This is a genomic window from Glutamicibacter sp. JL.03c, assembly GCF_025854375.1.
Taxonomy (GTDB): Bacteria; Actinomycetota; Actinomycetes; order Actinomycetales; family Micrococcaceae; genus Glutamicibacter.
Genome location: NZ_CP107575.1, coordinates 1,867,005 through 1,893,310 on the forward strand (window position 1 = coordinate 1,867,005; position 26,306 = coordinate 1,893,310).

Annotated in this window: 27 protein-coding genes and 1 tRNA gene; 8 read left to right on the top strand and 20 right to left on the bottom strand. The window is 56.7% G+C overall.

All coding sequences use genetic code 11. The annotated features are described in order from the left end of the window. Positions 1-170 precede the first annotated feature (170 nt). The 4 genes from OF385_RS08590 to OF385_RS08605 are packed head-to-tail and all read left to right on the top strand — an operon-like array spanning position 171 to position 4,906. Positions 171-1,694: an ABC transporter substrate-binding protein gene (locus tag OF385_RS08590; protein WP_264275021.1), complete on the top strand. Its 1,524-nt coding sequence runs from the start codon at positions 171-173 to the stop codon at positions 1,692-1,694. Continuing rightward, a complete protein-coding gene (locus tag OF385_RS08595) occupies positions 1,691-2,677 on the top strand; it encodes an ABC transporter permease (RefSeq protein WP_264275022.1) in 987 nt (328 codons plus the stop codon). The genes OF385_RS08590 and OF385_RS08595 overlap by 4 nt, the downstream gene beginning before the upstream one ends. Next, complete coding sequence (locus tag OF385_RS08600) at positions 2,670-4,229, top strand: ATP-binding cassette domain-containing protein (protein ID WP_264275023.1); 1,560 nt, start codon at positions 2,670-2,672, stop codon at positions 4,227-4,229. Before OF385_RS08595 ends, OF385_RS08600 begins: the two co-directional genes overlap by 8 nt. Further along, positions 4,226-4,906, top strand: coding sequence for an ATP-binding cassette domain-containing protein (locus tag OF385_RS08605; RefSeq protein WP_264275024.1), 681 nt, complete (start codon positions 4,226-4,228; stop codon positions 4,904-4,906). The genes OF385_RS08600 and OF385_RS08605 overlap by 4 nt, the downstream gene beginning before the upstream one ends. Before the next feature lie 3 nt (positions 4,907-4,909). Here the strand turns inward: OF385_RS08605 and OF385_RS08610 are convergent, their stop codons facing one another. The 8 genes from OF385_RS08610 to OF385_RS08645 form a co-directional block, all read right to left on the bottom strand. Beyond that, positions 4,910-5,752, bottom strand: a complete 843-nt coding sequence (locus OF385_RS08610; protein WP_264275025.1) for an urease accessory protein UreD — start codon at positions 5,750-5,752, stop codon at positions 4,910-4,912. Further along, a complete protein-coding gene (gene ureG, locus OF385_RS08615; RefSeq protein WP_264277884.1) occupies positions 5,752-6,366 on the bottom strand; it encodes an urease accessory protein UreG in 615 nt (204 codons plus the stop codon). The genes OF385_RS08610 and ureG overlap by 1 nt, the downstream gene beginning before the upstream one ends. Before the next feature lie 46 nt (positions 6,367-6,412). Further along, positions 6,413-7,108, bottom strand: coding sequence for an urease accessory protein UreF (locus OF385_RS08620; RefSeq protein WP_264275026.1), 696 nt, complete (start codon positions 7,106-7,108; stop codon positions 6,413-6,415). Then, positions 7,089-7,562, bottom strand: a complete 474-nt coding sequence (ureE, locus tag OF385_RS08625) for an urease accessory protein UreE (protein ID WP_264275027.1) — start codon at positions 7,560-7,562, stop codon at positions 7,089-7,091. The genes OF385_RS08620 and ureE overlap by 20 nt, the downstream gene beginning before the upstream one ends. A gap of 32 nt (positions 7,563-7,594) precedes the next feature. Continuing rightward, positions 7,595-9,307, bottom strand: coding sequence for an urease subunit alpha (gene ureC, locus OF385_RS08630; RefSeq protein ID WP_264275028.1), 1,713 nt, complete (start codon positions 9,305-9,307; stop codon positions 7,595-7,597). Then, entirely contained in the window at positions 9,304-9,645 is a 342-nt protein-coding gene (locus tag OF385_RS08635) for an urease subunit beta (RefSeq protein WP_264275029.1), read from the bottom strand. Before OF385_RS08635 ends, ureC begins: the two co-directional genes overlap by 4 nt. A gap of 27 nt (positions 9,646-9,672) precedes the next feature. Then, positions 9,673-9,975: an urease subunit gamma gene (locus OF385_RS08640; RefSeq protein WP_264275030.1), complete on the bottom strand. Its 303-nt coding sequence runs from the start codon at positions 9,973-9,975 to the stop codon at positions 9,673-9,675. 396 nt (positions 9,976-10,371) lie between these two features. Further along, the gene (locus OF385_RS08645) at positions 10,372-12,096 is read right to left on the bottom strand and encodes an FAD-binding protein (RefSeq protein WP_413467955.1); all 1,725 of its coding nucleotides are present in this window, start codon (positions 12,094-12,096) and stop codon (positions 10,372-10,374) included. A gap of 77 nt (positions 12,097-12,173) precedes the next feature. Between OF385_RS08645 and OF385_RS08650 the strand changes: the two genes are divergently transcribed. Beyond that, positions 12,174-13,100 carry a LysR family transcriptional regulator gene (locus tag OF385_RS08650; RefSeq protein ID WP_264275031.1) on the top strand — a complete coding sequence of 309 codons (927 nt, stop codon included), beginning with the start codon at positions 12,174-12,176 and terminating at the stop codon, positions 13,098-13,100. Here the strand turns inward: OF385_RS08650 and OF385_RS08655 are convergent. From OF385_RS08655 to OF385_RS08665, 3 genes are all read right to left on the bottom strand, one after another. After that, positions 13,084-13,713 (bottom strand): pentapeptide repeat-containing protein, encoded by a 630-nt coding sequence (locus OF385_RS08655; RefSeq protein ID WP_264275032.1) that lies wholly within the window; start codon positions 13,711-13,713, stop codon positions 13,084-13,086. The genes OF385_RS08650 and OF385_RS08655 overlap by 17 nt on opposite strands. Before the next feature lie 279 nt (positions 13,714-13,992). Next, positions 13,993-14,868, bottom strand: a complete 876-nt coding sequence (locus OF385_RS08660) for a VOC family protein (RefSeq protein WP_264275033.1) — start codon at positions 14,866-14,868, stop codon at positions 13,993-13,995. A gap of 69 nt (positions 14,869-14,937) precedes the next feature. Then, a complete protein-coding gene (locus tag OF385_RS08665; protein WP_264275034.1) occupies positions 14,938-15,801 on the bottom strand; it encodes an SDR family NAD(P)-dependent oxidoreductase in 864 nt (287 codons plus the stop codon). A gap of 132 nt (positions 15,802-15,933) precedes the next feature. Here OF385_RS08665 and OF385_RS08670 point away from each other — a divergent pair, with 132 nt between their 5' ends. The 3 genes from OF385_RS08670 (at position 15,934) to OF385_RS08680 (ending at position 19,107) form a co-directional block, all read left to right on the top strand. Then, complete coding sequence (locus OF385_RS08670) at positions 15,934-16,440, top strand: Lrp/AsnC family transcriptional regulator (protein WP_264275035.1); 507 nt, start codon at positions 15,934-15,936, stop codon at positions 16,438-16,440. A gap of 211 nt (positions 16,441-16,651) precedes the next feature. Next, positions 16,652-17,725, top strand: a complete 1,074-nt coding sequence (gene hisC, locus OF385_RS08675) for a histidinol-phosphate transaminase (protein ID WP_264275036.1) — start codon at positions 16,652-16,654, stop codon at positions 17,723-17,725. Next, positions 17,722-19,107 (top strand): amino acid permease, encoded by a 1,386-nt coding sequence (locus OF385_RS08680; RefSeq protein WP_264275037.1) that lies wholly within the window; start codon positions 17,722-17,724, stop codon positions 19,105-19,107. The genes hisC and OF385_RS08680 overlap by 4 nt, the downstream gene beginning before the upstream one ends. Before the next feature lie 51 nt (positions 19,108-19,158). Here the strand turns inward: OF385_RS08680 and OF385_RS08685 are convergent, their stop codons facing one another. The 9 genes from OF385_RS08685 to OF385_RS08725 all read right to left on the bottom strand — a co-directional run bounded on the left by OF385_RS08685 (position 19,159) and on the right by OF385_RS08725 (position 26,300). Continuing rightward, complete coding sequence (locus OF385_RS08685; protein ID WP_264275038.1) at positions 19,159-19,839, bottom strand: DNA alkylation repair protein; 681 nt, start codon at positions 19,837-19,839, stop codon at positions 19,159-19,161. A 23-nt stretch (positions 19,840-19,862) separates the two neighbouring features. Beyond that, complete coding sequence (locus OF385_RS08690) at positions 19,863-20,480, bottom strand: GyrI-like domain-containing protein (protein WP_264275039.1); 618 nt, start codon at positions 20,478-20,480, stop codon at positions 19,863-19,865. Positions 20,481-20,512: 32 nt separating this feature from the next. Further along, the gene (locus OF385_RS08695; protein ID WP_264275040.1) at positions 20,513-21,604 is read right to left on the bottom strand and encodes a magnesium and cobalt transport protein CorA; all 1,092 of its coding nucleotides are present in this window, start codon (positions 21,602-21,604) and stop codon (positions 20,513-20,515) included. Between the two features lie 307 nt (positions 21,605-21,911). Beyond that, positions 21,912-21,987 (bottom strand) — tRNA-Ala (locus OF385_RS08700). A 72-nt stretch (positions 21,988-22,059) separates the two neighbouring features. Beyond that, the gene (rsfS, locus tag OF385_RS08705) at positions 22,060-22,440 is read right to left on the bottom strand and encodes a ribosome silencing factor (RefSeq protein ID WP_022875296.1); all 381 of its coding nucleotides are present in this window, start codon (positions 22,438-22,440) and stop codon (positions 22,060-22,062) included. 57 nt (positions 22,441-22,497) lie between these two features. Further along, complete coding sequence (locus OF385_RS08710; RefSeq protein ID WP_264275041.1) at positions 22,498-23,652, bottom strand: hypothetical protein; 1,155 nt, start codon at positions 23,650-23,652, stop codon at positions 22,498-22,500. A gap of 417 nt (positions 23,653-24,069) precedes the next feature. Then, complete coding sequence (nadD, locus tag OF385_RS08715; protein ID WP_264277886.1) at positions 24,070-24,630, bottom strand: nicotinate-nucleotide adenylyltransferase; 561 nt, start codon at positions 24,628-24,630, stop codon at positions 24,070-24,072. 47 nt (positions 24,631-24,677) lie between these two features. Then, positions 24,678-24,890 (bottom strand): hypothetical protein, encoded by a 213-nt coding sequence (locus tag OF385_RS08720; RefSeq protein ID WP_195182249.1) that lies wholly within the window; start codon positions 24,888-24,890, stop codon positions 24,678-24,680. A 117-nt stretch (positions 24,891-25,007) separates the two neighbouring features. Next, the gene (locus OF385_RS08725) at positions 25,008-26,300 is read right to left on the bottom strand and encodes a glutamate-5-semialdehyde dehydrogenase (RefSeq protein WP_264275042.1); all 1,293 of its coding nucleotides are present in this window, start codon (positions 26,298-26,300) and stop codon (positions 25,008-25,010) included. Positions 26,301-26,306: the final 6 nt, after the last annotated feature.

Genomic DNA, 26,306 nt, shown 5'->3' on the forward strand with positions numbered 1-26,306 from the left:
AGTAATACTGACATCTGTCCGGGTGGACACATGTATTCTGAGGGCAACAAAGACCCCCACCTTTTCTTGAAAGGACCCGTGCCGTGCGCAAACCGATATCCCGCGCAGCAGCAATTCTCCTACCCATCGTAATTGTCTGCAGCGGGTGTCAGGTAGCTAGCTCTGCTGCAATGGAGAAATCCGCGGTAAATTTACTCACTCCATCCCTGCCTGCCACGCTCAACCCCCTAGCAGGGTTTGATAACAACGGCATTGGAAAAATAAACGAATCACTCTTCACACTTCAAGGCGAGGCGAAATCTCTACCGCAGATCGTTCCTCTCCTGGCGCAGGAGGAGCCTTCGATTTCCGCCGACGGCCTCATTTGGGATATCACCGTTCGACAGGGCATAAAATTCAGCGATGGAACGTCCCTGGATCCTGCCGACGTCGTTGCAAGCTACCGAGCGATCCAGGATCCGCGCACCGCCTCGCCGCTGGCTGGCACGATAGAGAATATGGCTGCTGTCGAGGAACACGGTCCTCATGGAGTCCGTTTCACACTGCATGAACCGCAAGCCTCCTTTAAGACCTCCCTGCTTATCGGCATCGCGCCATCCGAGAAAATCCAGGCTGCGTCTCCCGTCAGCGATTCAGAACTCAATCGCCGCCCGATTGGTACCGGCCCATACGTTCTTGATAGCTTCGACAGCTCGTCGTTGGTTCTGAGCGCAAATGAAGAGTACCGAGACGGCGCCCCAGCAGTGAAGAAGGTTTCCTACACTGAATCCAGCGACGACAATGCTCGCACCCAGGCCATGGCCGGCTCCGATTACACCGGTACCATCCTGCCGACGCGGCTAGCATCCGGCTTTGCGCAGCGCGAAGGATTTGAAGTCGTCACGGCCACCAGCGCGGATTGGCGTGGCATCTCCTTACCGTCGAACCACCCTTTCACCAAAGACCCCGGGGTTCGCTTGGCATTGAACCTTGCCGTAGACCGCGAAGAGATCATCTCTGGCGTACTCGCCGGAGCTGGGCGGCCCGCTTACACGTTCGTCCCGCCGGAATACGGCACTTACCACAATTCCAAGGCTGTCTTCAAGCATGATCCTACTCGTGCGAGACAGATCCTCGATGCGTCTGGCTGGAAGGCCGGAACGGACGGAATACTTGCCAAGAATGGGTCTCGCGCGGAGTTTTCGCTGCTCTTCAATCCCGGCGATACCCTGCGAAGGGATTTGTCCTTGGCCCTCGCATCACAGCTTGAACCCTACGGAATCGCTATCACTGTTGAGCCAGCCACCTTCGATCAAGCCGAGCCACGCGTAGGCCAGGATGCCATCATGCTCGGCGGTGGAGATACGCCCTACGACGTCGACACCCAGCTTTACAAGATGCTGCACTCAAGCTATCCGAAAGCCGGCGCGTACTATGACAACCCCAGCCATTATGCCAGTAAAGACATGGACCGGGAACTGCACACAGGCCGGACCAGCACGGACGAGAAATCCAGAATCGAGGCTTATCAAAAGGTGCAAGAACTCTACGTCGAGGATCCCTCGATGCTACTTCTCGCCTTCATCGACCACAGCTACGTTCAACAAAGCTCAGTGCATCAGCGATGGAACACAACCAGCACATTGCTCGAACCCCACGAACACGGAACTGCGTGGGGTCCTTGGGCAGAAATAGGGCAATGGGCCAACAAGTGAGCTCTGCATTTGAAGTGCATCGCTGGCGCTTGGCAGGCACGCTGCTGATGCGACGAGCACTCGTGGCGCTTCCGGCGACACTCGGGTTGACCGCAGTGGTTTTTGCCCTTGCCAGCGTTGCCCCGGTTAACCCCCTGGCCAGCTATCTCGGCTCAAGCTATGCGCACACCAGCCTCGAACTGCGCGAAAAGTTCCGAACGGAGCTCGGGCTAGACCAGTCCTGGCTTCAGGTCTGGGCACACTGGATCTCCCGCGCGATGCACGGGGATTTAGGCTCCTCGCTGATCGAGGCCCGCCCGGTGGCGCAGGTATTGTCCGAGCGTATTCCGCTCACACTTTTGTTGACCGCCAGCGGCTTGATCCTAGCGATCGGGACCTCTTTGCTCTTGTCCCTTGCCGCAGTCAAATACCGGCTTGGCTTCGTCGATCGCGTCGTCCTTGCCATCGCCCACCTGGCTCAATCAATTCCACTTTTTGTCGTTGCCTTGCTCGCCATTGCCGTCATCGCGCTCCCTTTGGGATGGCCGACGGGCGGTATCGCGGCGGCAGGCGAAGTCCCGAGTTTCGGCTCGCTGTCCACTCATTTGCTGTTGCCCGCAACAGTGCTGGCCTTCAGCCTATTGCCCTGGCTGCTGCTCAATCTCCGAACATCACTCATTGAAGCCATGGACTCCGATTCGGTATTGGCAGCCCGGGGCCGCGGAGCCAAGAACATCCTGCTGCGCGAAGCCCTGCCTCAAGCCCTGCTGCCCTTCTTGACCGTGATCGGATCCCGTCTGGGCGAGTTGATCACGGGCGCATTGATCATCGAGACCATTTTCGCTTGGCCCGGGATCGCCTCGGCTGTCATCGAGTCAGCCGTAGCCGGCGACTTCGCCCTGCTCGCAGCGGTCACCATCTGCTCGGCCCTCGCTGTCTTCGCCGGCAATGCGCTGGCTGATGCCGCGTACTTGATGGCCGACGCTAGGGTGAGCCATGCGTAGATTACGGTTGCCAATCCTGCCTGCAGCCATAGGCGCAACACTGATGCTTTATGCGCTGCTGGTTCCCATGCTGAACTCCCACGCCATCGACGCCATTGATTTGACCGCGGTGTACGAGCATCCCGGGACAGGACACCTCTTCGGAACGGACCAGCTGGGCCGCGATCTGTGGACCCGAACGGCTGCAGCCCTGCGTGTTTCATTGCTGATGGCTCTGGGATCAGCAACGTTGGCCACGATTCTGGGCATCGTCGCGGCCACAGTCGCGGTGACCGGCGGGAAACTCATTGACGGCATCATCAGCCGGTCAATCGACGGCCTCAACGCAATACCGCACCTGCTCTTGTCCATAGTCATCTTGGCCCTATGGCCAGGGCAAATCTGGGCCATCGTCCTTTCCATAGCGCTGACCCATTGGACGCAGGTCGCCCGCGTGCTGCGCTCCAAGTTGCTCGCCGAACGGGAAAGCGGCTATGTCCAGCTCACCGCCGCGTCCGGTGCCAGCACGATGGCCATCTGGCGAACGCATCTCATCCCTGCAGTGCTGCCCCAGATAGCAATTGCCTTTGGCTTGCAAGTTCCGCATGCCATGTGGCACGAATCCGCCCTCTCCTTCCTGGGCGTGGGGCTACCGCCGCAGGCCGCATCCCTCGGATTGCTTTTGGAAGACGCACGCAGCGGAATCCTTGCCGGCTCGTGGTGGCTGCTGCTCTTCCCCTCGGCAGTCCTGATCCTGGCCTGCTGGGCCGTGGCAGGGCTTGCCCAGCACGAGGAGAAAGCGCGAACTGCGCAACATTCAGCCAAAGGCCACCGGAAAGGTGCTCGCGCCCAGGCGCCTCACACGACTCGTGAACCCCGCACAGGATTCACCGCACGCGTGAGAGTCAACGCCGGCGCCGATGTACTCATAGATCACGTGGAGATCAATGCAGAAGGCGGGTCAATCACCGCTCTCATGGGGCCATCAGGGGCAGGGAAAACGCTGGTCCTCAGAGCCATCGCTGGGCTGCTGCCTTCTACTTTGGATGCATCAACCGCGGTGACCATCAACGGCCAGGCCTGCGGCAACGCGCGCAGCGGTCAGATGTTGGGTAAAGAACTCGTTTTCATCCCCGGTTCAGCGGCAACCGCGCTCAATCCGGTACGCACACTTCGCAAAGCATTGGCCAGAGCATTCCGGGAGCACGCTCGTGATGCAACCACTCAGAATCTTGAAGGCTATTGGCAAGTATTCGGTTTGGATTCCCACCTGTTGGACCACTACCCCCACCAACTATCAGGAGGGCAAGCGCAACGCGCGCTCCTGGCCCTGGGACTAGTCAGCCGCCCAGCGTGCATAGTGCTTGACGAACCCACCAGCGCATTGGATCGGGATACTCGGCTGGTCATCACGGAGATCTTGCGCGGCGCGGCAAATGACGGTGCAGCCATCTTGATGGTGACCCACGATGCCGAGTTAGCCGAACACCTCGCCACAACCGTCTATACCATGGACAGCGGGCAACTGGTTTCGCCGCAACCAATAGCTCAAGAACAAGGAAGCATCGCATGACCCTGACGATGAATGCGGTGACTCTCAATGCCGTGGGGCGCCAGATCCTCCCACCGACCACCCTCCACGTTCCTGACCGGCACATGGTGGGGCTGACCGCTCCATCTGGCGCAGGAAAGACCAGCCTGCTCGCATTGGCAGCGCTATTAAAACGTCCAGATACGGGCCAGATCCGTATTGATCAGATCCCTATCCCCTCGGACAAGGGTACGCCAAAAATCCCGGTCAACGTGCGTCGACGCATTGGGGTACTCCCCCAGGATCCCAGAAGGTTTGCCGATCCGCGGCTGACGCTCGCCCAGACGATCGCCGCCCCCTTGGCATTTCGTGACCGTCGTTCACGTCCGGCACCCAAGCATTATCAGGAGCAGCTGCTGGCGCTGGCTGCTCAGTTGCACCTGACCGAAAAAGTGCTTGATAGGCATCCTTCCCAAGTCTCTGATGGGCAGCTGCAACGAGCATTGCTGGCGCGGGCGCTCAGCCTGAATCCAACACTGCTAGTGTGCGACGAGCCGACCTCATCCCTCGATCCTGCAACGACCACAGTGATTTTCGAGGTGCTTCGCAGCAAGGCAGATGAAGGCGCTTGCGTAGTGGTAGCGTCGCATGATCGAGCTTCGCTCAAAGAGCATTGCGACGAAATTGTCCCGCTGGCTGATCTGCAAAGGGGTCAATAACCCTTAGAATTTGCGTAGTTCCACAGGATTCTGGCTTCGAAGCCGGCTTCGCAGCTCATTGACAATGCTCATCAGCACAGCGGCCGCCGATTCGGTTGAAGTGCCCAAGGTCCGTATGGACAGCCCCGGTGCTGCTGTCGTGGAAATTCCAACTTGGACGTGTTCCTTCTGCTGTTGCGCCACATCATAGGCAAGGTCTCGAAGCTGCTCAACCATGTTGCTGTCGATACGTGAATCAATCGCCAGCAGCATGCCAACATGGGTAAAACCCTGCAGATAGAGCATTGACTCGACCTCCTGGGTGCCAGGCTCCACCAGAAGATTGTCCAGGACCGAGAGCTTACCGTTGATATGGACTTCAGTGCGAAGACGAATCCGCTGGTATTTGAACCGTCCGCTATCGGGGCTCCAGCCCGGTGTGATGATTTCAAGCAGGACCAGAGAACTGGACTCTTGCATGTGAACGATCGTCTCTTGGCGATAGCTTGCGTCGCGGTAGGCGATCAGCTGATCCGGCAGGTATTCCAGCACGGCCTTCTCGCCCAGCTCAAGAGTCAACTGCGCGTGCGCTTCGCCTTGGGGCGTTCGGTAGATCTTGGTCGCGGATTGAGTGGTGAGCAGCAAGCTGGAACCCGGGCCGACAATAATGCCAATACGATATTGGTCTGCACCGAGGTACCCTCCGCCGGGGTTGATCACCGTGTAGCAGACTTGTGGCGTGCTATCGAGGTAGTGCGGGCGAAGCACGCGCAGGGCTCCTTGATGGAACTGGCTGGTGGCTATGTCCTTGTTTGCCCTGCGCTCGATACCCAGATCAAGCTCACCGGTGAGTCGTCGTTCAGCCACTAAGCAAGATCCGTCATCAACACGTCGTGCTTGAGCCAAGCAATCACCTGATCCAGTCCATCATCGGTCTTCAGATTAGTGAAGCAGAACGGCTTGTCACCGCGGAACTGCTTGGAATCAGACTCCATGACCGACAGATCAGCCCCGACGAATGGCGCGAGGTCGGTTTTATTAATGATGAACAAGTCGGACTTGATCATGCCCTGGCCTGCCTTGCGCGGGATCTTCTCCCCCTGGGCAACGTCAATAATGTAGATGGAAAAGTCCACGAGTTCGGGCGAGAAGGTCGCCGAAAGATTATCGCCTCCGGACTCGACAAAAATGATCTGGAGGTCTTGGTGCTTGGCCTTCAGATCCTCGATAGCCGCTTCGTTCATCGACGTATCTTCACGAATGGCGGTGTGCGGGCAACCGCCCGTCTCGATGCCGACAATCCGGTCCAAGGGCAGTACGCCATTTGCGGCGAGAATCTTGGCGTCTTCAATGGTGTAGATGTCGTTGGTGATCGCTGCCATGGAAATTTCAGCCTCCAAAGCACGGGTGATGCGTTCGATGAGTTGTGTCTTGCCGGCGCCAACTGGGCCGCCGATGCCGATGCGAATTGGTTCCATAATCTTTTCCTCGAATCTGTTAGGACCGTTGCGACGGTCGATTGAATCTTCAGGACATGAACATGCGTGCACGCTGGTGCTCATGGCGCATCTGGGCTATTTCCAATCCCGGGGTGGCCACACCCAAGTCCCGGTCATCCATGATGCAAATCCTTGTGATCGCCGCGTTCACCGTCTCATGCATTTGGCGAATCACGCGTTGTCCAGCGTCTTGTCCCAAGGGGATGGCACGAATCGCGTTCTGTGTCAGGCTGGTTGCCGTCGAAAACAAGTAGCTGCCAAGTGCATCGGCAAGCGGGGCGCCTGCACCGCGAGCAGCCAATGCATAGGCGATGGCTGGATGCCCTGTGCAGACCCCAGACCGGATTGCTGCCTGATAGCTTTGCAATGCTGGAACCGCGAAACCGGCCAGTGCGACTGCGAGCATTCGCGCTCCCATTTTCTGTGCTGCGACACGTAGCTGGCGTGGCAAAGCTGACGCATTAATGAGCTGGTCTAATTCGACAATGCGAGAATCATCTTCCGCTTCGAAGGCAAGACGCAGCAGCAATCCGTCGGTATAGGACAGCGATTGCTGCAGAAACAGCCGCAGCCACTGGGCAAAACTCGCTTCGTCATGCACATGTCCGGTGTCCAAATAAGTTTCCATCCCGAAGGAGTGGCTGAAAGCTCCGGTAGGCAAAGCCGAGTCGGAGAGCTGCATGAGCGTCAGCAGGTATCCGGAGCTAGTGGGTGTGTTCGGCATGCCGGAAGGGAACGGGCATGACGCGTTCCTGTCGCTCGTATGGTGCCTGATGGTGCTTCAGGAAGTCCTCTACGGTGTGATCGTATGGAACCACCATCACCTCGGCCCCATATTCAGATTCCGCGTCAAAGAATTGCGCTTGCAGGTGCCGGTTCCCCAGTGAATGGGCGACGAATCCCATTTCGAAGACTGTCCTCGGCGCGATCACCAGCACATCTGTGGGCAAGACGGAAATGGTGATGAGATCCTTTTCAGAAACCAGCAGGACATCCCCATCGCGCAGGTCAGGCCCAGGTGCGAGGCGCAGGCCCAATTCCCGACCATGATCAGTCGTCACTCGCTGGATTCGCTTTACCAAGTCGGCGCTGGCCAGAACCACTTTTTCGTGATGCCGCCCATCGAGCAGCTCATGGCTTTCCTCGTGGATGTTTCCCACGAGTTTTTCAATAATCATCGTTCTCCTAGAAAGATTTCCTCGTTCTGCGGTCAGAAAAGGAAGTACCGCTGGGTCATCGGCAGTTCGATAGCGGGCTCGCTGGTTGCCAATTCACCGTCAACAAACACTTGGTAGGTTTCGGCGTCGACCTTGATCTCCGGCGTGTTGCCGTTGTGCTTGAGGTCTGCCTTGGCCAGCCCCCGAATGCCCTTGCATGGGCGGATTACTTTGCGAAGGCCAAGTTGCGCCGGGACTCCCTCGTCGATTGCGGCCTGCGACATGAAGGTAATTGAGCTTTCAAAGACAGCACGCCCCATCGATCCGAAGCTCGGACGCATCGTTCGTGGCTGAGGAGTCGGGATCGAAGCGTTCGAGTCGCCCATGATTGACTGTACGATCATGCCCCCCTTGATAATCAGCTCTGGCTTGATGCCGAAGAAGGCAGGATCCCACAAGACGAGGTCAGCAAATTTTCCTTCTTCTACGCTGCCGATGGAATCCGCGATGCCGTGGGCAATGGCCGGGTTGATCGTATATTTGGCAACGTATCGTTTCAGGCGTTCGTTGTCGCCAATTTCAGGATCACCAGCCAGTTTCCCGCGTTGGCGCTTCATGGAGTCGGCGACCTGCCAGGTGCGCAGTACCACTTCACCAACGCGGCCCATAGCTTGGGAATCGGATGATGTAATCGAAAAGACTCCCATGTCGTGCAATACGTCTTCGGCGGCAATGGTCTCCGGACGAATTCGTGAATCAGCAAATGCCACGTCTTCCGGAATGTCGGGATTCAAGTGGTGGCAGACCATCAGCATGTCGAGGTGTTCGTCAACCGTATTGCCGGTGTAAGGCAACGTCGGGTTTGTGGAGGCAGGGATGACATTAGGCAACCCGGCCATGCGGATGATGTCAGGTGCATGCCCGCCACCGGCTCCTTCAGTGTGGAACGTGTGAATGACTCGTCCGGCAATGGCTTCGATGGTGTCTTCGACAAATCCGCATTCGTTCAATGTATCCGTGTGAATGGCGACTTGAACGTCGAATTTGTCGGCGACTTTCAATGAGGTATCGATTGACGAAGTAGTGGCGCCCCAGTCTTCGTGAATTTTTAGGCCGATCGCACCGGCCTTGATCTGTTCAACCAATGGCGCCTCGTCGCTTGCGTGCCCCTTGCCCAGGAACCCGATGTTCATCGGCAGATCTTCAACCGCTTGAAGCATGCGTGCGATATGCCAGGCGCCAGGCGTCAGGCTAGTTGCCTTGGTTCCTTCAGCTGGGCCGGTTCCGCCGCCGATCATGGTGGTCGTACCATTTGCCAGGGCAGCTTCGACTTGGCCTGGCGAGACAAAGTGAATGTGGGTGTCGATCGCGCCTGCGGTGAGAATCTTGTGCTCTCCAGCGATGACTTCGGTGGCTGCCCCAATGGTTATATCGACGCCATCGGAAATATCCGGATTTCCGGCTTTGCCGATCTTGAAAATGTGCCCGTCTCGGAGGGCGACGTCAGCTTTGTAAATCCCGGAATAATCCAAAACCACCACGTTGGTGATGACGGTATCTGGGATGTTCTGGTCTCTGGTCAATCGGCCATTTTGGCCCATGCCGTCTCGAATGACTTTTCCTCCACCGAAGACGACTTCTTCGCCATACGTGGTGTAGTCGTGTTCGATTTCCAATAACAGTTCAGTATCAGCCAGTCGAATAGCATCGCCAGTGGTGGGACCGTACATTTCTGAATACTGCCTGCGGGTCATGTCAAAGCTCATGATTGCTGTTCCCGATCATTTGTAGCAGCGTTGTCCAACGGGCCTGCGACGTGGTCGCGGAAGCCGTGGACCTCGCGATCACCGGAAAATTCAACAAGGTTTACGGTTCGGGCATCGCCCGGTTCGAAGCGAACAGCGGTCCCCGCTGGGATATCGAGGCGGAATCCTCGTGCGGCATCGCGATCGAATTCAAGTTGTGGGTTTACCTCAGCGAAGTGAAAGTGCGAACCAACCTGCACTGGACGGTCACCACGATTGATGAGTTTCAGCTCAAGCGTCTTCTGCGTCTGGTTGCAGGCGATGGGGTCGTCGCGAAGAACGTACTCTCCCGGAATCATGGAATCTACCTTTCGTTTCCGCGTGAACTAGCGAATTGGATTATGGACCGTGACGAGTTTGGTTCCGTTGGGGAAGGTAGCTTCAACCTGGACGTCGGGGATCATTTCTGCGATCCCTTCCATCACGTCTTCGCGGCGCAGGATGGTGGTCCCATAGCTCATCAGGTCGGCCACAGAGCGACCGTCTCGCGCGCCTTCAATCAACTCATAAGTGATGATGGCGATGGACTCCGGGTAGTTGAGTTTCAGCCCCCGCGCTTGGCGGCGCCGCGCCAAATCAGCGGCTACGACGATCATGAGCTTTTCTTGCTCCCTCGGCGTTAAATGCATTAACTGAATCCCCATTCAAGAGTTGTTTGGACGCTCCACATTTGTACTCGGAATCGGCCAAAACACGCCGGAGGGGCCGTGGATATGGCAAGAATAGCAGACCATGACTTGAGCATTGACCGGGTCGCATTCACCCTTCGAACCGCTCGTCGACATAGTTTATTTTCCCAAGACAGCTATGATTTTACTCAACCGAGATCACGAGCACCGGCTTGCCCGTTTCGTCAAGATTAAGAGCTCATTACATCTAGTGCCACCGCCTGCATCTCCTGCGAAAAAACGGCCGCGGCGCTTTGGCTTCAACCCAAACTGCTCCTCGAATACCGCTGGTGCCAAATGGCCGTAGCGGATTCGAGGAGCAGCAGTATGGAGGTAATTTGCTCGCTCGTTTTGGGCTTACTCGACGAGTTTGCCAATCTGTGACACTTCGGTAATCAGCGAGGCGATCTCCTCCGGCACCTGCGGGAGTGGTTCACGAACAATTCCTTGCGGAGACCACACCAGGTTCACCCGGAGCTCGGGATCAATCAGCGGATAATCGCTACGGTTATGGCAGCCACGCGTTTCTTTTCGTTCCAAGGCAGATTCCAACGTCGCTCGGGCTGCGAGAACCGAGGACTTCAGATCGAACGCATGGCATAGATCCTGGTAGCCGGCGATATCCGGGTGAATGCCGATATTCTTCATTCGCTGTTCAATCTCGGCCAGCTTCTCCAAGCCACGCCTGAGCCCAGCCTCGTTGCGAACGACGCCGGCATGAACAGTCATCAGATCCCGTATTGCTCGTTGCAAGCTGCGCACGTTCTCCTCGCCATCCGAAGAAACCAGGGATTGCACTGCGTTGCGTGCATGATCAATGGCAGTTTGCGAACGTCGATGGGAGGTGAGCGAACGAGAGTACTTCGCGGCTTCCTGCCCGACGATTCGGCCGAATACCAAGAGCTCAATCAGTGAGTTTCCGCCGAGGCGGTTGGCTCCATGCAATCCAGATGACGCTTCACCAATGGCGAAAAGGCCCGGCACTTCTGTAGCGTGCGTGAGCGGATCCACCCAAACACCTCCCATGGAGTAATGCGCGGTCGGTGCAATCTCGATTTTTTCCTGAGTGATGTCAAGCATCTGTTCTTCGAGCATGGTCTGATAGACGCGCGGCAGCCGAGACATGATGGTTTTGCGAGGCAGGTGGGATACATCCAGCCATACACCGCCTTTTTCGGTACCCCGGCCTTCGCTAATTTCGGTGTAGGCAGCGAGGGCCACACGATCCCTGGTTGATAGTTCCATGCGCTCGGGATCGTAGCGTTGCATGAAGCGCTCGCCCAATGCGTTGGTCAAGATCCCGCCCTCGCCGCGGGCCGCCTCCGAGATCAAGGTGCCTGCAACGGACTCTGGCTCGATGATGCCTGAGGGGTGGAACTGGACAAGCTCCGCGTCGCGCAGCCTTGCGCCAGCTTCGACTGCCAGGCGGAAGGAATCACCGGTATTTTCATCGCGCCGGGAGCTGCTTCGCCGCCAGATGCGGTTATGTCCTCCAGCAGCCAGGATGACTGAATCGGCATGGATGAGGTATCCGGTGCCATCATTGACGTCGAAACCGTACGCGCCAAAGATCTTTCCCTCGGCGACCAGAAGCTCGGTGACGTAGACGGTGTCGAGGACGGGAATTTTGAGCTGTTCTGCACGACGGATCAAGGTCCTTTGAATTTCAAGTCCTGTGTAGTCTCCGGCGAAGGCAGTTCGACGGAACTTGTGCGCCCCGAAGAATCGTTGTGAAATGCGTCCGTCTTCTTCACGGGCAAAGTTCATGCCGTAGCGTTCCAGATCCTCGATGCCTCGCTGCGCTCCCTGGGCGACAACTTGCACGGTTCGCGGGTCTGCCAGGTAGTAGCTTTCCTTGATGGTGTCGGCAGCATGCTGCTGCCAGCTGTCCTCTTGATCCATCGTTGCCAACGCGGCGTTGATACCTCCCGCAGCAAGTGACGTGTGCGCATCATGTTTCGGACGCTTGCCTACGGCGAGGACATCAGTGCCCAATTCGGCCAGTTCGATGGCTGCGCGTAGCCCGGAGCCGCCGGTGCCGATGACGAGTACTGACGTGGATATCTGCTGTTCTTTTCTCATGATCCCTAGCATCCGCTGGCCCCTTGAATACGTCCAATGAATTATCTTCATACACACGATAGCGATAGGCTATGAACATGAATCTAGAGCAGTTGAGGGGCTTCATCACCATCGCAGAAGTGGGCCACTTCACTCACGCGGCCGAGCTTTTGCACCTCGCACAGCCTTCGCTGAGCCGACAGATTTCCACTCTTGAACAAGAGCTGGGTTCGGAACTCTTCCATCGCGCGCGAGGGAATATCTCCCTCACCGCGGCTGGCCAAGCCCTACTTCCGCGAGCCAGGCGCATGCTGGCCGATGAAGAAACCATTAGAAGCGAAATGGCGGATTTGGCGGGACTGAGGCGCGGCCGGGTCCGCCTCGGAGCGCCTCCCACGCTCTGCGTTTCACTGGTTGCTGAGGTACTGGATGCCTTCCACGACCGCTACCCCGGCGTTCAGCTGCAGATTTTCGAGGCAGGATCACATCGGCTGCTGGAGCAGTTGGGCGGCGGTGAACTGGATCTTGCGCTGATCGTCACATCGGAACACGCCGTGAATGACCAGCACCTGCAAAATCTACCGTTGTTGGAAGAAGAACTAGTGGTTATCGACTCGTTGGACCGTCCGCGCTTGCCAGAGACCACTGAACTGGACCTCCGCACGCTGGCTCCTGTGCCGCAATTGGCTTTCTCCCACAGCTACGACCTCCGCGCGAGCACCATGCAGGCTTATAAGGACGCAGGTTTTGCTCCGAATATCGTGGTTGAGGGTGGAGAAATGGACGCCGTTTTGCGCTTTGTTGAGCGCGGACTAGGAGTCGCCGTGGTACCGGCTACTGTGGCATTGGAGACCCCGGGAGTTCGCGCAATGCCCTTAAGCGATCCGCAGCTATCCCGTACCATCGGCTTGGCCCACCGACGTGACGTATCGCTGACACGTGCATCAGCAGCCATGCATGCGCTGATCGAAACGACAGCAAGCACCTTGGCTGCCCGGCACAAGCAGATTACTGCGCTACTTTAATCCCCAAATGTTTCGCCATGTCTCCAGCCAACAAGCTCAGCTGCAGGGCGTTGATATGAGCCCCGCGCATATTTTCCAGGCCCTCGGCCTGGGCGAAGTCCAGACCTTGCAAGTCGACATCTCGAAGTTGTCCGCCCGAACAATTAATTACTGTAGACCGTGAATCGATGAAGTTCACGCGGTGAATTTGACCGCCGAAGTCGATCTCCTCGAATTGGCAATGGCGGAAGACCACGTCTCTGGCCTTGGCCCGGCGCAGATTCAGCCATCCGAATTTGCAGTTCTCGAAAACGACGCCGTCCAGCTCGGCTTCTGCAAAATCGGCCGAGCCGAATCTGCTGTGCTCCACTCGCACATCATTGAAAAATGCGCCAGCCGCATTCAGCGACGGGGCATTGATCTGCGCCAACTCGCATTGCAAGAGCCGGGCGTTTCGTAGATTATCTAGAGCTACCGAGGTAAAGCGGCATTCCTCCACTCGGGCATCATATGCCTGAACAGGCTCATCGATATTCGCAAAGTGCAACAGCTCAACGTACTCGCCACCACTGAGATCACCTGCATATCCGGCTGCCAATTCAGGCAATGTAAAGGTACGGATTTTGGGGTTCATCGGGCTAGTCCTTAGAAATCAATGGATTTACTGTCGAGGTTTCGACAATATCAGTTAACGCCCACACCTATCATCGACCATCTGAAGCCCGTCGCGATTCGGGCAGCAACTCGAATGCAACGCGGAACAGCGCTACCGCTGCTTTGGGCATGCGACGACAGAGCGAGGAGAACCGGTACCGATAATTTCATGGATCGAAGTTGACGCCCTGAGCTCCTGAGTTCAGAATCTGCTCATGCACGGGGTCGGCACAACGACGTATCTCATGAACCCGATGAACTAAAAGTCATTGATCACCAATTTCTTCATGCCCAGCATATGCTCAAAAGCTCCAGGACGCTCCATGAGCTCACCCATATTCGATGGCACAATTTGCCAGCTGACACCGAACTTATCCGTAAGCCACCCGCAGGCCTCAGCTTCCGGGACGGCCGAGAGCGCTTCCCAAACTCGATCAATCTCTTCTTGGCCTTCGCAAGGCCATTCCAAGGAAACCCCTGGCGTGAAAGAGAAGTCCTGCGCAACGCCGGAATCCATGGCAGCCACGAGATCATCATCCAGGGAGAATTGAGCGAACATCAACGATTCTGCTGTGGCAACTTCGGTTGCCTGCCCATAGGGGAACGAGCTGTCAAGCTTGGCCCCGAGCACTTCCGAGTAGTAGGCGATAGCTTCGGCGGCGCGGTTCTGGGCCGCTCCGCCGAACATCAACGACGGCATGACCCGAGCTGCGTCTTGCACCGGCTCTGTGGACTCCATCAACTGCCAGGAAACTCCGTACTTGTCGCTGACCCAGCCATAACGCGTGCTGAACGGATACGCATCCAAAGGCATTAGCACGTTTCCGCTTTCCGACAGCGCCGCCCACGTAGCGTCAAGGACGTCACGTTCGTCGCTGTTGAAGCTGAGGATCATGGAGATTGAGGCGTTCGGAGTGAACTCGCCCCCGGCGTTGATCAGCGTGATCTTCGTTCCACGAACCCGTACCGAAACGGTCAGGGCCTTGCCTGCAAATGGCTGTTGGAAATCGAGCAACCCTTCGGTGGGATAGCGTGATTCAATTTCTGATGTGGCCTCAGGCAGCGCTGCGGCATAGAACTCTCCAGCTTCCTCAGCTGTTCCTTGCATCCACAGATTGACGGTGAGCTTTTGCATGACGAAACCTCTCGGGTAACTGAATGACGCTTCCAAGGTACCGCGAAGCGTGCGGGAAAAACAGGAAGATCAGTGAACTTTTAGTCCGACTTCACCGCTAGGTTCTTCGCCGTTCGCCCGGCCGGTAAAGCCATCCATCAAATGGTAAACGCCGATGATCTTGCCCGCCACGAAATCCCAGGCGGGACGCGGCAGAACGCCCCGCAGCAGCTGCCCGAGTTTGCTGGTCCATGGCATGAGCACCAATGGCTGGCCGGCGAGCATGGCTCGCCATGCCCGATCGACAACCCTTTGAGGTTCCATGATCGGCGTGAACAGCATGGGCCGTGCACCGGCGAACATGCCGGTTGAAATGTATGTGGGGCAAATGGTACTGACTGCAATCGAGTCATCAGCTTCCAGTTCCAAACGCAGGGAATCACTCCATGAAAGCGTGGCGGCCTTGGATGCCGCGTATACGCTCATATTCGGATTCGAAACGAGGGCCGCAGCAGAGGCCATAGTGAGCACGCGCCCATGGCCGCTTCGCCGCAGCTGAGGCAGCAAGGCATGGGTGAGATGCATTGGAGCTAGCGCATTGACCTGCATCGTGGCGGTAATCTCCGAGGCCTGGTGCTGGTCAAATGACGTTCCAGTAATGATTCCTGCATTATTGACAAGGACGTCAACGCCACCGCTGTCCACGGCGCTCTGAGCGTACCGTTGGATTTGTGCCGGGTCCGCGAGATCCACGGCCTGCACCTCGACATTGGCTTCTAGCAAGCGCAATTCCGCTAGCGCTTTTTCCAGCCTGAGCTCATTTATGTCCCAGAGGATCACTCGGGCCGCGCCTTCCAGACAGGCTTGTTTTGCGAAGATAAAGCCCATTCCCTGAGCTGCTCCCGTGACCAGGACATGCAAACCAGCTACCGAATCTAGTGGAACTTTTGCCATCTCTGACTCCTTGAGCTCAAATTTAGTCCAGAGTACCGCGTGATTCAGGTTACTGCTGGCAGCTAAACCTCATCACTTCCAGATTGGCGGGTTAATCTTGGATGACCAATTTCAATCTTTGAAAGGACTACCGTGCGCATTGACCGCCTAGACGCGGACCTCATCGAACTGCTCACCGAATCCCCCATGCTGCCGGTGATGGAATGCGCGCGACGCCTCGGTGTAGCCCGTGGCACCGTGAGCAGCCGGCTAGCTCGACTACACGAGGCTGGGGTAATTCGCGGGATCATTCCACGGGTTGAGCCTGCCGGTTTCGGCTACTCACTCGTTGCCTTTTGCCAGGTTGAAATCATTCAACGATACGGCCATGCCCCGGTTGCGTCCGCGCTTGAGGAATCGATTCCTGAGATCGTTGATATGTATACGGTGACAGGCAGTTCTGATTTGCAGTTGCGTGTTGTCGCGCGAACCGCAGAGGATCTCCAGGATATTTTTGACCGGATCAATCGCGTCGCCGGCGTAGCCAGGACTTCCTCCTCTTTTGCCTTGCACGAGCATTTTCAGGGAAGAACGCTTCCGCTGGTTGCTGCGTGCGCTGATGCAGGGGCAGAGCGTGACAAGGCTATACAGATTGACTAGTAAAATGAAGGGATGGGCAATTACTGCTATGCAACTTGCATAGGCCCCCAGAGGTCGATTGCACTGCAGATTCGATCAACCTACAGTCATTGCTTGTGAATCGCGACACGCGAGAATATGAGCGGGGCCACTCCTGAGGACGTCAGCTGGTGGCTTTGCTGTTTGAACGATTGCCAACTTTAAGCAGTTGTGGCAATCAGAGAGGAAACTCATGACCCTTCACCAGCGCCCTTCCTTGCAGGACGTTCCCGCTTACAAGCAGGGCAAGCCCGCACCCGCTGGAGCTTCAAAACTCTCATCTAATGAATCACCGCATGCGCCTTTGGCTTCGGTGATCTCCAGCATTCAGGAGGGTCTGGGGAGCATCCACCGCTATCCAAGCATTGCCGCTCCTCAACTTACCGGCGCACTGAGCGAGCAGTTCGGAATTGCCCCGGAACATATCACTCTGGGTGCTGGATCGGTTGAGGTCGCTGCGCAGATCATTCACGCAGTGGCGGCCGAGGGCGATGAAGTGATGTACGCGTGGCGTTCCTTCGAGGCGTACCCATCCCTCGTACGCATCGCCGGCGCTACGCCGGTCGAGGTCCCCCTGGATGCCGAGTCCCGCCACGACTTGCCGGCCATGCTGGAGGCCATTACCGAGAACACCCGGCTCATCTTCATCTGCAACCCGAACAATCCAACGGGAACCGTAGTCGAAGCAGAAGCACTTGACCAGTTCATCAACGCTGTACCGCGTGACGTCCTGGTTGTCGTTGACGAGGCATACGTGCACTTCGACCGTTCGGCCGTACGTGCTGATGGCATCGAACTGTTCCGCAAATACCCGCACGTTGCCGTCCTGCACACGTTTTCCAAGGCTTATGGTCTTGCTGGGCTGAGAGTCGGCTACGCCATCAGCCCCTTGGAAGTGGCAGCGAATCTGCGCAAGGTCGCAGTGCCCTTTGGAGTTTCCGATCTTGCCCAGCGCGCTGCCGTGGCATCGCTTGCGGCCAGCGACGAGTTGGCTGTGCGTATCGAAGAGGTCGTGGCCCAGCGAGAGCGAATGCACGACTCCCTGGCTCAGGCAGGTTACCCCGTCGTGAAATCCCAAGCTAATTTCGTTTGGGTGGACGCAGGAGAAGACACCATGCAGCTTGAAGAACAACTGGCGGCCGGAGGCGTTGTGGTCCGCGCCTTCCCGGGAGAAGGCCTGCGCATCTCCTCCGGGACCGAAGAAGACGTTAGTCGCGTGCTGGCAGCCTTGCCTGAATTGGCATCTGCAAAGGCGGCCATCGCATGACCGCTGTGAAAGACACCGAAGCACAGTTGCATACGGGGCTGACCCAGCGCCAGATTTCCATGATGGGTCTTGGCGGCGCAATTGGCGCTGGCCTCTTTGTCGGCTCGGGGCAAGCGATTTCGATTGCTGGTCCGGCGGTTCTTGTTTCCTACCTGCTCGCTGGCACCGTCATCATCGTGATCATGGCGATGCTTGCCGAAATGGTTGCAGCGCATCCATCCTCAGGAGCTTTCAGCACCTTCGCCCATAAGGCGATGGGCCGAAGCGCAGGCAGCACCCTGGGATGGCTCTACTGGGTGCAGCTGGTTGTCGTGATAGCGGCCGAAGCCACCGGCGCTGCTGCCATCACCGCAGGATGGCTCCCGGCCGTCCCTCAGTGGGCTTGGGTTCTTGGCTTTGTTGTGGTCCTCACTGGCGCCAACCTCCTGGGCGTGCGGAATTACGGCCGGTTCGAATACTGGTTTGCAGTAATCAAGGTCGCTGCGATTATCGCCTTCCTGGTCTTTGGAGTACTGGTCCTCGCCCACGTCATCCCCACCGATGAACCTGTAGGATTCGCCAACCTGGCTGCCCATGGAGGCTTCGCGCCAGGTGGCATGGCTGGCATCGCCGCAGCCGTGCTGATCGTGATTTTCTCATTCGGCGGCACCGAAGTAGTTTCAATTGCCGCGGCAGAATCAAAAGACCCTGCCGGGAACATCAAGCGAGTGGTGAAGTCCGTGATGCTGCGCATCCTCTTCTTCTACCTCGGCTCAATCCTGATCATCATCGCGCTGGTGCCGTGGAATGACCCATCAGTGGTCGACGGACCCTTCGCCGCGGCGCTGGCAGTGATGCACATCCCCGGTGTCAGCCTGCTGATGAATGCCGTAGTTGTGGTGGCACTGCTTTCTGCCATGAACGCCAACATCTACGGCTCATCTCGCATGCTCTACTCGCTCGGCCAGCGGAAGCTTGCCCCGCGAAGCGTCACTCATGTGACCGGCAAGGGCGTTCCCGCCAAGGCTGTCATCAGCTCTGTTGCCTTTTCTTTCCTGGCCGTTGGCCTGAACTGGATTTGGCCCGATAGGGTCATGCCGATCCTGCTCAACGTAGTGGGCTCGACCATCATTTTCATCTGGGCATTCATCGCGGTGACCCAGTTGATCTTGCGTCGCCGCGCCGACCGAGAGGGCGAGAAGCTGCCATTGCGCCTGTGGGGATTCCCGGGTCTTTCCATCGCGACCATCGTGGTTCTGGCGGCCATCGTTGCCATTGCGATGACCGATGCAGCGGCTCGCACTCAATTGCTGCTCACCGGAGCTTTGACAGCCGTCATCTGGATTATCTCCAAGTTGGTCTTGCGTGACGGGACAAGCGGAGAAGAAGCCAGCGACGTCTAGTCCAATCGCAGCTTCCCAAGCCTAGGTTCGATTCACGATCGTGGATCGGGCCTAGGCTTTTCTCTTCACCATTTCGTTGATCCAGATGGGGGCGAAAGGAGAAGTGCATCCTGGCGATGTCGGATAGTCGGCCAGCACTTGCAGGTTGTCTCCGATAGCCAGCGCGCGCTCTCGCAACGCCGGATGCTCAATGCCGATCTGCGCAAGCGTGGTATTCATGGCCCACTGCAGTCGTTCGGGCGCAGCGAGCATCTGTTCTTCGATAATGTCGAGAAGCCCAACAAGATCAAGCTGATCAGGGTCCTTGACCACTTGATGCGCGGTTAGTTCCCACCCGGCGGCCAGCTGTACGCTGTCGCTTTCAGCCATCAATACTTGGCGTAGCTCTTCTAGCAGTTTTGTTTTCTTGACGATGTAGTTCAAGAACCAGGCTTGCACCTTGGGCGTGCTGGCTGCCTTGCTCCAGTCATGCAGCTGTTCCAGCGTGAAGCTGCGAGGCTTCGCAATCAGAAGGGCCACGAGACGACTTGAGGTTTCCTTGGTCGCCCACAACTGCTCTGCCAGCTCCTGATTAGACTTCAGGGACTTAGCGAGGGCGCGGAGTTTGCCGAGATTGACCCCAAAGTCATCACCATGGCGTTCATTGACCGCCCGCGCTTTGGGGTCTTCCAGAACCAACAATGCCTGCTGGATTTCTGGCACTGTACTTTCAGGACCGATCTCATTGCTCAACGTATACTCCGTCTATTTATTCGCTATAGGGATGCAACTGGTTGTCGCAGGATGGTTCGCAATCGTTCCGGCGCGACTTTCCTGGGATCTCCAAGATAGATCTCATGATGCTTGCCTGATAATCGCAGACCATGCCCCAGGATATAGTCCTTGTGCATCTGCTCTAGGACAGGTCCTTCATCATCATAAGCACCAAGATGCAGCGTCTGGACGCATTCTCCTTCGTCCAGTTCTTCGAAGCGGAGTTTATCGACGCTTGGCAGCCTGCGCTGAGAAGCCGCTGCTGCGACGGCGGCTTGGACTTCTTCGCCGGTGATCCAGTCAGGGACCATCAACATGAGGGTCCAGTACCACTGGGACTTATCTCGCTGCGTCGTAAAGGACTCCATGTTATCCGCCCACCACAGACCCTCCAGTGGCGGAACCACGTAGTCCCTGCCATTCTGCTTGCTGGAAAATTTTAGTTTGTACGCAACAGGATAAATCGTTTCCAGCGCTTGAGCGTAGCAAGGCGTCAGGTTGGGATCTCCGTGGCCATCGATCATGAGATATCGTAGGGCAGGCATTCGCAAGAGCCTAAACTCTGATGGCTTAGCACGGTAGCCATCAAGTAATTTCTTGAAATCGATCTTCTCAGCCATCTGTTGCACTCCCCCGCTGTCCCCGTCTACTGCTAGAACCATTTGCGCCATTTGAAGACGCCATACAGTGCCGCGGCGAAACCTACCATCACCAATACTGCCGCTGGATATCCGAAGGCCCAGTGCAGCTCAGGCATGTGGTCAAAATTCATGCCATAGATGGCCGCGATCAGAGTGGGAGCAAATAAGATTGCAGCCCAACCTGAAATCTTTTTCATGTCTTCATTCTGGCGTTGGGCTACCAAGGTGGCATTGACATTCAAAATCTGCGACAGGGCATCACGGTATTCAAGCGCCTGGGTATTAGCTCGAGTCAAGTGGTCCGTGACATCCTGCAAATAGGTTTCCAGTTCGTCAGGAACCGGGTATTTCTTGAATCCGTTATCAAGGGACCGGACGACTTCCAATAAGGATGCCGTGGAATGCTGTACGTCAATCACTTCTTGGCTCAGCCGATAGATGCGTTCTGTAACCGCAGCATCTCCGCTGAAAACTTGACGCTCGATCTGTTCTTTATCGATCCCTAAGCCATGGAGAACCGGCGCATAACCATCAACAATCTCATCAAGAATCCGATACAACACTGCTTCAGAACCCAGCCGAAGCAATTTAGGATCCTTAAGCAACATCTGATGCTGTTGCAGGTTTCCATTGCTGATTGACTCGGCAAACTCGCGACCGTCGGTCCCGTCAATCCATCGGTGGTCCTGGCACAATACCGCGATAGAGCCCTGCCGGAGGAGAATGTGGAATTCGGATAGCTCGACTTCTTCGGTGACGTCGAGGTACAAGGCTGAACGTACAACCAGCAGTAGGACATCACCATAGCGTTCCAGCTTCGGACGCTGTCTTGCGTGAAGCAGATCTTCAACCAGAACCGGGTGCAATTTCCACGCGTCGGCCAGCTCTTGGATATCGGCATCATCTGGCGTGGGGTAAAGGGACAAAGCGATGCGATTCTCCCCGGTGCGGCAGAATTCCATCGCTTCCGCTGCAGTGACGCTCAACGGTGCAAGTTCGACCGTGCCGTCATCGATGTAGCGAACGCGTTTTGAACTGTGAGCCGGCCCTCGACCGTTATCGACGTGCTTTGCTCGAATTGATCGTCGCTGGATTCGTGCCATGGTGCTCCTGATTGAACGATTTGATTCAAGTATCGCAAGTGAACCTCTGTTTACGGTGCAAAAACAGCACCTCAGCGTCGAAAGACTCCTCCAACCTGGTGATTCTTCCCTGCATGCTTCGTCTTCCTCGCCAAGAGTTACCTCAACTATCGTTGCGGCCCTGTGCGCCGGCCCAATTGATGTGACGTTGGGGCAACTGGGGGCCTCGCCCAAAAGCGGGAAATGATCAGAATTCTGGTCAGTGCCTAAAAACTAAGTTATACGAAAAAAATCCTGAAATTCTTTTTCAAGAATTTCAGGATTTAATTGGTGGAGGTAAGGGGATTCGAACCCCTGACCTTCTGCATGCCATGCAGACGCGCTACCAACTGCGCCATACCCCCAAAAGGATTGCTACCCTGATCAGGCAACTCCATAATCATAGATGACTACCTGATCAGGATGCAAATTCGGCGTTACTGATTCTGCTGAGTCAGTTCCTCAGGCAGTTCGATCACAGGGCAGTCTGCCCAAAGGCGTTCCAGTGCGTAGAATACGCGGTCTTCCTGATGCTGAACGTGCACGACAACGTCTCCATAGTCCAGCAGGACCCAACGGCCCATGCCGAAGCCCTCGCGGCGGACCGGACGCATGCTGTATTCCTCAAGCACCTTGGCCTGAATTTCGTCGACGATTGCGTTCACCTGCGGTTCTGATCCACCAGAGACAATCAAGAAGGCGTCGGTGACGCCCAGGCGGTCTGCTACGTCGAGCGCGACCATGTTTTCTGCCAACTTTTCCGATGCAGCGTGCGCTGCAATCTTCACGAGGGCAATTGAATCTGCGTGTGCTCCCATTGAGTGGGGTGTCTCCTTGTTAGAGGTGTAGATCGAGAACTTAATTTTGCTACGAAACTAGTTGCCTAGCAACATGATGAGCCCCGCAATAAGCGCAGCTCCACCGACGCTTAATGCGACGATCATGGCTATAAGCATGTTGTTGGCACGGCGAACGCCGTGGGTTTGAACATCCAGCGGCTCCAGGCCGTGAGCATTTACGGCATCAATGCGAGGCATTTGCACGTCGGAAACTGGTTCCGAAACACCGCCTGACTTCTTCGCTTCCGCATTCGGCTTGGCCGGAGGTTTTGCGGCAGTCTTGGCATTTGGCTTCGGAGCTGATTTCGGTGCGGGCTTAGGGGCAACCTTTGCTGCTGGCTTAGGTGCTGCCGGCTTGGCGGATGCCGGCTTTGGAGCTGGCTTAGCTGGAGCAGCGGTTTTGGCTGCCGGCTTCTTGGCTGCTGGTGCCGCTTCATCTTTTTTGGAGCTGATCTTGCCATCAGAATCGAGATTCAGGGACACGCTCTGGGTCTTTGGACCTTGCACGCCGGTCCTGGCGATGCGGTCTTCCACCTCGCGGATGTTGCCCATGGCGCCGGTGAACGGATCAGATGACTTGTCGTCTTTGCCTTGCTTAGCATTTTCTACGCGCAAGCGCTCACGTTCTGCGGCACGACGAGAGATAATAGCTGCGCGGGCAGCCATTTCACGCTGGTGAGCCAGGACTTCGAGATCAATCTCGGCGTCGTCTTCGCCCAGCAGGTTCGGATCAATGGGTGCTTTAGGGGCATGCGCGCGACGTGCAGCCAACGCCTGCTCAACGCTCATGACCGTCGTTTCAGGCGCATCATCGTCAGTTGCGGGCTTCTTAGCCGGCTTGGCAACGGGTCTAGGTGCTGCTGCCGGGTCGGCCTTGCCCTGTTCAGCAAGGGCTTGCAGGCGTAGCTGGCGGCGGGTCAGAGGCTTGGGATCTTCTGCTGGTTCAACCGTTGGAATATGGCTTGTAAGTGCATCCACTTCGCCTTCCAGACGGCGGCGTTCACGCAGAGCTTCACGGTTGCGGGCTCGACGAAGCGAAGCACGCTCCCCCATGGGTTCTTGATCTGGATTCTCGCCGGCAGATGAACCCTTTGCCGATGCAGTTTTGGCGTTAGGTACAGCAGGAGTCGCGGCCTTTGATGCCTGCGCCTGGTTGCCCTTTTCAGGCTGCACCTCATTAACGGCCGGCATTTCCGCAGGCTTTCGCTGGTCTTTTGGAGCCTCCGCTGACTGTTGGGAAACTGTCTGATCGGATGGCTTTTGAGCCACGGATTCAGGATTAGCTGACGGTGCAGGTTTGGCCACTTGAGTCTTGGCTGGTTCCGGTTTCGGAGTTGACTTTGCAGAGGGAGCCGCTTCAGCTTTCGCTGGCGTTGCCGATTGCTCGGACTCCCCCGCCTTTTTCTTGTCTGCGAGTTCTTTGGCCTCTTGTTCTGCCTTGCTGCCTGCGAGCAAGGCTTCCATTTCAGCACGTCGCTTTTCGCGCAGAGCTCGCCTGCTAGAAACCGGCTGCGAGTTATCGCTCATCCTGTACTTCTCCCGACCGCATAGACAAATACCGTCACCCTTACCTAGTGATTATGCCGTGTTATGCCACCCAATGTGAGGTTACGACTCGGTATACAGCCCATATTTTGCAATGTACTGCACCACACCATCGGGCACAAGGTACCAAACTGGCTTATCGGCACCGACACGTTCACGGCAATCCGTTGAAGAAATCGCCAACGCCGGAATCTCCAACTGCGAAACGTTGTCGCGGCCAAGATCACTCATGACATATCCCGGACGGCTCACGCCAACAAAATTCGCGAGGTCCCAAACCTGATCGATATCACGCCAGCTCATGATCTGGCTCATCGCGTCAGCACCGGTGATGAAGAACAGTTCCGCCTCTGGGCGTTGCGCACGCAAATCCAACAAGGTGTCACGTGTGTACGTGGCCCCTTCTCGATCAATATCCACTCTGCTGACAGTAAATCGCGGGTTGGACGCCGTGGCAATGACGGTCATCAGGTAGCGATGTTCAGCGCTCGTGACCTGCTTGTCGGCTTTCTGCCAAGGCTGGCCGGTGGGTACGAAAACTACCTCATCCAAGTCGTATTCGGCAGCCACCTCGCTGGCGGCGACCAAGTGGCCGTTGTGAATGGGGTCAAAAGTACCGCCCATCACGCCGAGGCGTAATGGGCGGTCACTATGCTGCCGCTCGCTCAAGACTAGTGGCTATGTGGTTGGTGAGTCTTGAACTGGCGATGAATGTCCTGTTCTTCATCCTTGACCGAGTGGCGGTTGCCAACATTGGTGTAGGAAACGGTGATCAATAGCAAGATCATCAAAGCAACAAAAATGCCGCCACCGATCAGCAGGGACCAAGTGTGTGCACTCAAGCCAGGGGCAGCGGCTTCAGAGGCCAGAATCAGCGCGTTCAAGTAAATCTCCAGTCGTATCCACGGAAGCCGCCGTATCTTCAATTTCTTTGAGGATCCAGCGGTCCGAAAAGTAGCGGTACGTTTCTTCTACATCCTACCGAAAAGGGCGGTCAGAAACTATTTACGAACGTGTCCGTCGCCTTGGACAATCCACTTCGTTGTCGTCAGCTCGGTCAGGCCCATCGGTCCACGTGCATGCATTTTTTGCGTTGAGATACCAACTTCAGCTCCAAGGCCGAGTTGCCCACCGTCAGTGAAGCGAGTCGAAGCATTCACGATGACAGCAGCAGATTCGATCTCGGCGATGAATAGCTCAGCGGCTGCCAGCGACGAGGTAAGAATCGCTTCAGTGTGGCCAGTGGAGTATTCGCGGATGTGGTCCAGGGCCTCGTCGATACCATCGACAACCTTGACCGCCAGATCCATGTCCATGTACTCAACGCGCCAGTCTTCGTCTCGGGCTGGAACGGTCTCCAGACCCGGCACGAGAGCTGCAGCGCGTTCATCCGCATGAAGGGTCACACCTGCAGCGGAGAGCGCTTTGAGCACCGAGGGAGCGACCTTTGAGTCCTTGTGAATCAGCAAGGTCTCCACGGTGTTGCACACGCTGGGGCGCTGGGTCTTGGCGTTCATCAGGATGTCGACAGCCATCTGCTCTTCAGCAGAGGAATCCAAGAAGATATGAACGTTGCCTTCGCCGGTTTCAATCACCGGCACCTTGGCAGTGGTGACAACACGCTGAATCAGGTCACGTCCGCCGCGAGGGATCAGCACGTCGATTTTGCCTCGCGCGCCCATCATGGCGTCTGCGCCCTCGCGACCGAACTGATCGATGGAGGTCACCAGGTCTCGTGGTAGCGAAACGGATTCCAGAGCGTCTCGAATGATCGAGACGAGGGCTTGGTTCGAGTGCAAGGCAGCAGTTCCGCCGCGCAACAACACTGCGTTGCCGCTCTTCAGCGACAAGCCAGCGATATCAACCGTGACGTTGGGACGGGCTTCGTAAATCGTGCCGATAACACCCATGGGGACATTGATCTGGCGCATTCGCAGACCATTCGGCAAAGTCTCGCCGCGGACCACGCGACCCACAGGATCCGGCAGGCCTGCGAGTTCATGCAACGCGGAAATCAAACCGTCAACGCGCTTGTCATCAAGCTTCAGGCGATCCAGCATGGCCACGGATGTGCCATTGGCCTGTCCAGCCTCCAAGTCCTTCTTATTTTCCTGGAAGATCTTGGAACGGTTCGTGTCGATTCCTGATGCGATCGCCAGCAGTGCACGGTCTTTCCAGTCGCGATTGGCGCGCTTGAGCACTCGCGAGGCACGGCGAGCTCGATCAGCGAGCTGGTAAACCGAACCAGTGACATCGGAGATCTGTTCTTCTGTTCGTACTGCGTCGATACTCATAGTTTC

Bases quoted from the DNA above. Each gene is read 5' to 3' on its own strand.
- rsfS (WP_022875296.1), bottom strand. From the start codon at position 22,440: ATGGGAGCACACGCAGATTCAATTGCCCTCGTGAAGATTGCAGCGCAC.
- OF385_RS08635 (WP_264275029.1), bottom strand. From the start codon at position 9,645: ATGATTCCGGGAGAGTACGTTCTTCGCGACGACCCCATCGCCTGCAAC.
- OF385_RS08600 (WP_264275023.1), top strand. From the start codon at position 2,670: ATGCGTAGATTACGGTTGCCAATCCTGCCTGCAGCCATAGGCGCAACA.
- OF385_RS08660 (WP_264275033.1), bottom strand. From the start codon at position 14,868: ATGCAAAAGCTCACCGTCAATCTGTGGATGCAAGGAACAGCTGAGGAA.
- OF385_RS08640 (WP_264275030.1), bottom strand. From the start codon at position 9,975: ATGCATTTAACGCCGAGGGAGCAAGAAAAGCTCATGATCGTCGTAGCC.
- OF385_RS08680 (WP_264275037.1), top strand. From the start codon at position 17,722: ATGACCGCTGTGAAAGACACCGAAGCACAGTTGCATACGGGGCTGACC.
- OF385_RS08690 (WP_264275039.1), bottom strand. From the start codon at position 20,480: ATGGCTGAGAAGATCGATTTCAAGAAATTACTTGATGGCTACCGTGCT.
- OF385_RS08710 (WP_264275041.1), bottom strand. From the start codon at position 23,652: ATGCCGGCCGTTAATGAGGTGCAGCCTGAAAAGGGCAACCAGGCGCAG.
- OF385_RS08645 (WP_413467955.1), bottom strand. From the start codon at position 12,096: ATGAGAAAAGAACAGCAGATATCCACGTCAGTACTCGTCATCGGCACC.
- OF385_RS08725 (WP_264275042.1), bottom strand. From the start codon at position 26,300: ATGAGTATCGACGCAGTACGAACAGAAGAACAGATCTCCGATGTCACT.
- OF385_RS08650 (WP_264275031.1), top strand. From the start codon at position 12,174: ATGAATCTAGAGCAGTTGAGGGGCTTCATCACCATCGCAGAAGTGGGC.
- ureE (WP_264275027.1), bottom strand. From the start codon at position 7,562: ATGATTATTGAAAAACTCGTGGGAAACATCCACGAGGAAAGCCATGAG.
- OF385_RS08655 (WP_264275032.1), bottom strand. From the start codon at position 13,713: ATGAACCCCAAAATCCGTACCTTTACATTGCCTGAATTGGCAGCCGGA.
- OF385_RS08665 (WP_264275034.1), bottom strand. From the start codon at position 15,801: ATGGCAAAAGTTCCACTAGATTCGGTAGCTGGTTTGCATGTCCTGGTC.
- OF385_RS08620 (WP_264275026.1), bottom strand. From the start codon at position 7,108: ATGCCGAACACACCCACTAGCTCCGGATACCTGCTGACGCTCATGCAG.
- hisC (WP_264275036.1), top strand. From the start codon at position 16,652: ATGACCCTTCACCAGCGCCCTTCCTTGCAGGACGTTCCCGCTTACAAG.
- OF385_RS08605 (WP_264275024.1), top strand. From the start codon at position 4,226: ATGACCCTGACGATGAATGCGGTGACTCTCAATGCCGTGGGGCGCCAG.
- OF385_RS08590 (WP_264275021.1), top strand. From the start codon at position 171: ATGGAGAAATCCGCGGTAAATTTACTCACTCCATCCCTGCCTGCCACG.
- OF385_RS08695 (WP_264275040.1), bottom strand. From the start codon at position 21,604: ATGGCACGAATCCAGCGACGATCAATTCGAGCAAAGCACGTCGATAAC.
- nadD (WP_264277886.1), bottom strand. From the start codon at position 24,630: ATGGGCGGTACTTTTGACCCCATTCACAACGGCCACTTGGTCGCCGCC.
- ureC (WP_264275028.1), bottom strand. From the start codon at position 9,307: ATGAGCTTTGACATGACCCGCAGGCAGTATTCAGAAATGTACGGTCCC.